This is a genomic window from Cryomorphaceae bacterium 1068, assembly GCA_027214385.1.
GTDB lineage: Bacteria > Bacteroidota > Bacteroidia > Flavobacteriales_D > Cryomorphaceae > JAKVAV01.
This window is the reverse complement of record JAPVXR010000020.1, coordinates 61,609-68,639: the sequence shown is the minus strand read 5'-3', so window position 1 is coordinate 68,639 and position 7,031 is coordinate 61,609. Positions and strand designations below refer to the sequence as shown.

General features: G+C 45.3%; 5 protein-coding genes. 1 reads left to right on the top strand and 4 read right to left on the bottom strand.

All coding sequences use genetic code 11. The annotated features are described in order from the left end of the window. The 3 genes from O3Q51_17605 to O3Q51_17595 all read right to left on the bottom strand — a co-directional run. Window positions 1-1,670 (bottom strand): fasciclin domain-containing protein (locus tag O3Q51_17605; protein ID MCZ4410636.1); only part of this gene is annotated, 1,670 nt, incomplete at its 3' end. Window positions 1,671-2,090: 420 nt separating this feature from the next. Continuing rightward, entirely contained in the window at window positions 2,091-2,639 is a 549-nt protein-coding gene (locus O3Q51_17600) for a hypothetical protein (GenBank protein ID MCZ4410635.1), read from the bottom strand. A 180-nt stretch (window positions 2,640-2,819) separates the two neighbouring features. Beyond that, window positions 2,820-3,911: an ATP-dependent 6-phosphofructokinase gene (locus O3Q51_17595; GenBank protein ID MCZ4410634.1), complete on the bottom strand. Its 1,092-nt coding sequence runs from the start codon at window positions 3,909-3,911 to the stop codon at window positions 2,820-2,822. 372 nt (window positions 3,912-4,283) lie between these two features. Here O3Q51_17595 and O3Q51_17590 point away from each other — a divergent pair, with 372 nt between their 5' ends. Further along, on the top strand, window positions 4,284-5,663 hold the full coding sequence (locus O3Q51_17590) for a 1-acyl-sn-glycerol-3-phosphate acyltransferase (GenBank protein MCZ4410633.1): 1,380 nt from the start codon (window positions 4,284-4,286) through the stop codon (window positions 5,661-5,663). Window positions 5,664-5,801: 138 nt separating this feature from the next. Here O3Q51_17590 and O3Q51_17585 read toward each other — a convergent pair whose 3' ends face one another. After that, window positions 5,802-6,635, bottom strand: coding sequence for a carboxypeptidase-like regulatory domain-containing protein (locus tag O3Q51_17585; protein ID MCZ4410632.1), 834 nt, complete (start codon window positions 6,633-6,635; stop codon window positions 5,802-5,804). Window positions 6,636-7,031 lie beyond the last annotated feature (396 nt).

Below are 7,031 nucleotides of genomic sequence, written 5' to 3'. Positions count from 1 at the left end.
ACATCAGCTAGTTCTACTACCGCTTGATTGATGAAGATGTCTCCACCTGAAGTGGCTGTAAGCTTAAGTGTGTTCGCATCGTTCAATGGAGTTACAATGTCTCCGTTGTTGATCATAGACGACATTACCGCACCATCCAAAACGTGGTACAATAAAATGTTGGCCAATTCGGGATCTGCTAAAACTCCGTTGATATCAGTTCCCAAAGCGGCGGCCAAATCGTCGAATGCAGCATCGCTAGGTGCGAATACCGTGAAGTCTGCAAACGGATCGGTCAGCGCAGGAAGTAACTCTGCCGTTACTACCGCGGCGGTCAATGAAGTAAATCCATTGTCGATCGCTACGTCGGCTACTGTTTCTGAAGCCAAGAGCACAGCATCAATCGCGTGTACAATACCATTGTCTGCGCCTACATCAGCCAATTCTACAATTGCCTGATTCACAAAAATATCTCCGTCTGAAGCGGCCGTCAATTTGAGCGTATTCGCATCATTCAATGGAGTCACGATGTCTCCGTTGTTGATCATGGAAGACATTACCGCACCATCCAAAACGTGGTACAACAAGATGTTCGCCAATTCTGGATCGGCCAAAACTCCGTTGATATCAGTTCCCAAAGCGGCGGCCAAATCGTCGAATGCAGCATCGCTAGGTGCGAATACCGTGAAGTCTGCAAATGGATCGGTTAGTGCAGGAAGTAATTCTGCCGTCACCACCGCGGCTACCAATGAGCTAAATCCATTGTCGATAGCTACGTCGGCTACTGTTTCTGAAGGAAGAAGTACCGCATCGATCGCGTGTACAATACCATTGCCGGCCACAACATCAGCCAACTCCACCTGTGCTTGGTTGATGAAAATATCACCACCCGCGGTTACGGTAGCTTTAAGTGTATTTGCATCATTTAGCGGGGCCCTGATAGAACCATTGTTGATCACGGACGATGGAAACGCATTATCTAAAACGTGATACAGAAGAATATTCGCCAATTCAGGATCAGCTAAAAGGCCATCAATATCAGTTCCTAGTGCAGCTGCCAAATTGTCAAATGCATCGTTGCTAGGTGCCAGAACCGTAAACTTCGAAAATGGGTCGGTAAGCGCAGGAAGCAACTCGGCCGTAACAACAGCGGCTACCAATGAACTGAAACCGTTGTCGATAGCCACGTCTGCCACCGTCTCAGAGCTAAGAAGAGCCGCGTCTAAGGAATGTACCACACCATTGTCGGTTGTGAGGTCTGCCGCATTCACTTGTGCTTGATTCACAAAAATGCTTCCCGATGAGGCAGCAGTAAGTTTTAAGGTGTTGGCGTCATTTAATGGAGTAACGATATCTCCATTCGCTATATCTCCCGAAAGCACCTCGGAATCCAATACGTGATAGAGAAGCAAATCTGTCAGCTGGTCTGAATTAAGTATTTGCCCCAGCCCCACTCCAAGCTGTGCAGCTAGTGCTTCTAAGGCAGCGTCATCAGGTGCAAATACGGTATATTCTGCTTCATTATCACGGAGCACCTCATCCAATCCGGCAGTTTGAAGAGCCGTTGTTAGGTGAGTATGATTAGGGCTTGTTGCAATTACGTCATCGAAGACATTCGTCTGCGCGAAAGCTGACGAACTGAATAACAGCACGCTGAAAAGCGTAACTAAATTTAGGATTGATTTTTTCATAAGGTATGATTAATTAGGATTTTTAATGTTTACACACAGCTCTTGTGTGCTGAGAATACTACAGTCTGACAGTCCGTTTGTTGGATACCGTTCACTGGAAAAAACTGAAAATCTTGAGGTCTTAAAACCTCCTTTTATTTTTTGACGATAGACCTAATACACTAGATATGAATACCCTATCGGAAACGATATTTTTAAGAATCTTGGAGATTAAGATGTTGAATCTATAATCACGTTGGGATAAATAAAATTTATGCAACGAGATTGGTGAAGTCCGGAAATCTTTCAGATGATCAACGGGGATTACCCGCAAAATGAGGCTACTGCTGAAACTGCATCATTCAGTAATGCCAAATCCAATTAAATAGAGAAGCCGCCTATTCAGCGGCTTTTTTTTATTTCTCTAAATATCGATTTCCATCAATGAAGCTTTTGCGAAATGTAGAAATTGAATCGACCATCGGTAATGTTAAGGGTATCCGTTTTTTCCGAATCTATCAATCTCATTTCAAAAGTGCCCGTCAACCTACCCGAACCGTGTTTATGCGAGCCACTGAAGCGATCTACGGTCATAGTTCCATCAAGTAGGCGATTGTAAATCACGTTATTTTTTGCTCGAAAGGAGGGCTGAAATGAGTCGGCAAAATTGAGAGACTCCAGTGAACTCGAGCCCGTATACTCAGAAATTACCCTTTGAAAAGTGAGGTTGAGCGATGTTGATTCAGAGCAATTGCGGGCTACCATCTCCATAAATCCGGGAGGCAAGTCCAGATGTGGCTCAGGAAAATAGCTAAAGTTGAGCCCATTGCACTGAGCAGGGATGCTCACACTTTCAAATTCTTCTCCGTCGACTTTAAATTCGAAGTATTCGGGGCCGCTCTCCTCGCTATCTTCTTCAAAAATTTCCTCACAAGAGGAGGCAAACAGCAAGGTAATTGTGCAAATAATCAGGTACTTGAGCCGCATCATAGTTTTTTTTAGATGGTCACAATTTACAAAATACTTGATTCGGAAAAGCAAGAATGAAAGGAAGAGTAATTCCATCCATCACTACCAATAAGAATAAACGAATGCACAGTAGACAAAACGTCTCACGCTTTTTTTAGCCGAAAATGAGCCTTTCTCCCGCATAAGAATTGTCGTTCAATTTTAATCTCCAAACGATATTCCCAAGCCTCGTGCTGCTTTTACCAAAGTTCCCTCAGGATCTACCACATTATATGCTTGTATGGCTTCTTTGATGGGAACTGATGTAAACTTATTGTTCCTGAGCGCTACCATCTGACCAAAGTCGCCCTTCAGCACGCGTTCAAATGCTTCCACACCAAATACAGAGGCTAAAACGCGGTCGTAGGCAATGGGAGTTCCCCCGCGTTGAATATGCCCTAAGACTGTTTCTCGAATATCAACCTCTACGCCTGCTTCTTTGAGCTGATGGCTCAATGTGTAGGCGACTCCACCGAGTCGAATGGCATTTCGGCCTTCTTCACCTTTGGTGGCCGTAATCTCTCCGTCTTTTGGCTTGGCCCCTTCGGCTATGACGATATTGACAAAGCCTCTACCCTCATCGTATCTCTCTCGGATGCGTTTTACGATGACATTCAAATCATAAGGAATTTCAGGAATCAGAGAGATCTCAGCTCCTCCCGCAATGGCGGTGTAAAGAGCGATCCAACCCGCATCGCGGCCCATCACTTCCATGATCATCACACGGTGGTGGCTACTGGCGGTAGTTACCAAACGATCAAAGGCATCGGTAGCGGTCTGCACGGCCGTTTGAAAACCGAAAGTGAAATCCGTGGTGGCAAGGTCGTTGTCAATTGTTTTCGGAACGCCAACCACGGGCATACCCGCTTCGTGCAATGCCTGCGATATGGCTTGAGATCCGTCTCCACCAATGTTGATAATGGCTTCAAAACCCAGCTCTTTCGCACGTTTGACCAATTCGGGAATTCGATTGGTAGTTTTGACACTACCATCGGGTTGCACTTCAGGAAATTCAAGCGGATTGCCCTTGTTGGTGGTCTTGATGATCGTTCCGCCTCGCACATGGATTCCTGACACCGCTTCTTCGTCGAGTCTCATAAGCCTTGCGGGGTCTTCCATAATCCCGTTGAAGGCTTCCATGCTTCCCCAAACTTCCCAGTCACCTTCGCGATTTGCACGTTTCACGACACCTCGGATTACTGCATTTAATCCGGGACAATCACCGCCACCTGTGCTTACGAGTAGTTTTTTCATGTTGCTGAGTTCTTCTTGTTGGGGACTAATTTAAGGAATGTCATGGTGCTTGAAATGGAGCTTTTTTTGTTTTGAAAGCTGTTAGCCGCTAGCTTTTAGCTGTTAGCTGTTCTCTTTATAGGAAAACTTTTACTTTCCATTGGCGGGTCTCCAATATTAAAGCCAGATTGAAATATCGCTAGCAGCCGGTAGCTTAGAGCTAATAGCCCACTTGAAGTTGTAAATAGATCAGAGCTTATCATTGTTACCGAATTGATCCTACCGAGAGAGCCAGCCAGCAGCTAGAAGCTAAAAGCTAGCAGCCAATCCATGGCGAAGGTGCACTTTGCTTCAATCTGAGTTATATTGTGAGATTAAACTCCAAGGAAAAAATTGCTCTACTACATCCTCAGACCGCTTATTCGTTGGTTTCTCCGTGCTTGGTTCAGGAACATAGTCATCGTAGGAAAAGAAAATCTCGAGCTCGAGGGCCCAATCATCTACGTTTCCAACCATCCGAATGCGGCTTTGGATCCACTTCTTTTGGCCACCAATCAACGGCCAAAACTTTATTACCTCGCTGCGGCGGAGTGGTTTGGAAAAGGGTTTAAAAATTACGTTTTCAGGGAACACTTCAATATGATTCCGATTGGGCGGCCGTGGCTCAAGCTCGGCGAAGAAGTCTCCAATGAAGACGTGTTTGAACAGTGCTACCATGCCCTTTCAGAAGGAAAGCGAATCGTAATCTACCCCGAAGGAAGCAGTGTGACGGTGGCCAATATCAGAGAGGTAAAAACGGGAGCTGCCCGCATCAAATTGGGTGGCGACTCTTTTTTGAAAAAGACCAATGCACGATGGCAAGACGTTAAGATCATTCCACTGGGATTGAACTACTACCACCCCAGAAGATTTCAGAGTGATGTGGTAATGCACCTGGGCGACCCCATTGACTTTAGCGATATCGATGAGACAGACGAGAAGGAACGGGTCAGGCTGATGACGGAGCGCATCCGAACGAAAATGGCCGAACTTGTTTTCCACTTTGAAAAGGAAGACTTCAGGCGAGTAGCCAAAGATGTCTACCTCATCTACGGGGGACATTTACTTGAGCAGATGAACCTCTCTAAAGACGATATCGCCAAGACCTATCTTCTGAAAAAGGGAATACTGGATGCGGCGCATTTTTTCCACGAGCACGAACCCGAGAAGCTGAAGGAAATCGACAAAAAAATCAGGTTATTCAAAAAAGACCTGAAGGATCAAAAGCTCGACCTGAGGTATATGAAAGGCTACCGCTGGCCGACTTTTCTCTTGATCAGACTAGTCTTTGGATTGCCCTTTTTCCTCTTGGGTTGGATAATCAACATTGTACCTTTCTTGGGAACCAGATGGGCCTTTGAGAAGTACATCCGGCCCAAATTTACAACGGTCTATGTGGCGGGTAGACTGAACCCCTCCTTTATTGCTTCGATGGTCTTTATCATTGGTATGGCCGTCTTTCTGGTATGGTACCTTTTCGTGTCCATAGGCTTGGTTGCGATTACGGGTGTGGCCTGGCTCATTCCCGTGCTTATCCTAGCCGGCTATGGGTTTGGAATATACGCAGCTCGCTATGCCCGCATGTGGTTTGATTTTGTCCGCATGGTCCGGGTGATCAATCGACGTAGACGCAGACCTGAGGCTTACCAGGCCATCGTGAAACAATGGGATGAGTTGATTGGGGAGCTGAATCAGTTGAAAGGGGAATATGAGAGTGGAGCTGCTGGACGCTAGCTGAATTTTCTTGAAATCACCATTTTGTGGAAAGTTCTCAATCTACTTTGGCTGCACAAACAAAGTGGTCTGCCAATCGATTCTGTCGTTACTCACCTAATGAAGCGCAGCCTGTTGTATAGAGCTGAAACCAGGGAATCAATCACTCAGTGTGAGATCAACGGCGAGTGCCCCTCCATATCGCTTTCCTTCTTCTGTAAACTCATCCAAATGGTCGCCGAGTTTTGACCATTTTTCATCTCTGTAAATCCAAGCGTAAGAATTGTAAGATCTCGGAAGACCTCCCCATTTTGGCTGTAATGACTGAAACTCTTGTTTTTTACACTTTCCCGTTTCCTTGTTACAAATCTTCTTTGTGAAATGGTAAATATTTGACTCTAAATTTATTGCTTCCACGGCTACCAATAGTCCATTTTTGGGAAAGCGGAGGAACAATTCAGAAAGATCAACCAAAGTTTGTTTTCGCTTCCCTTTTTTCACCGTAGCAATAATGTTTTCATCGTGAATTAATCCCGTGGGGTTCCCGTCTTCATCAAGTTCATATAGAAGAATCTTCACAGTAGATTCCTTTAGTTTGCTCGTAGTAACAATCGATAAATCTTTGATGTAGGGAGTCTCAGCGATCTCCCCATTGTATTCAAAGTACCGCCCGACACTCCAGGAAACCGAAGGCCGCCAATGTATCTCTATATCCTTTCTGTTTACTTCACCTAATTTGAGAAACCGATCCGCTGAAGGACTGATTGTTACCTCACTCAACTCGATCACACTTGAGGTCAAACGAACCGTGTCTGAGATATCGTTTACAGCTAAAACGCTCCTTTTATATCCGACTGCTGAAAATACCAGACTGTCGTCCTCACCGGTATCAATTTGAAAAGAACCATCCGCCGCAGACGTCGTTCCGATCTGAGTGCCTTGAATCCAAATACTGGCGAAAGGAATTGGTTTTTTGGTTTTTTCATCGCTCACTCTTGAAGTGACTTGAGAAAATGAGTCCGCTGTAAGGAAAAAAATAGCAGTGATTACTAGCAGAACCCGAGAGTTAATCTCTACAGAAAGAGTGGGCATCTTGATTTTCATCGCCTGTAACATAAAAAAATGTAAGACAATGTAAAGAAAATGATTGGTTCTCTTCCACAGATAACAGCTTGGTACGACCGCATGTAGTTCGACTCCGTTCGCATGGTCAGAGTCATCAACCTCCGCAGACGTATGCCCCAAGCCTACCAAGCTATCATGAAGCAGAGGGATGAGTTGATTGGGGAATATGAGGGTGGAGCGGCTGGCCGCTAGCTGTTGGCAATCAGCTAATTTTCGCTAAGAGAAATCTCTTTTTATTGATAATGCCGAATTCTTCTGCCTCAA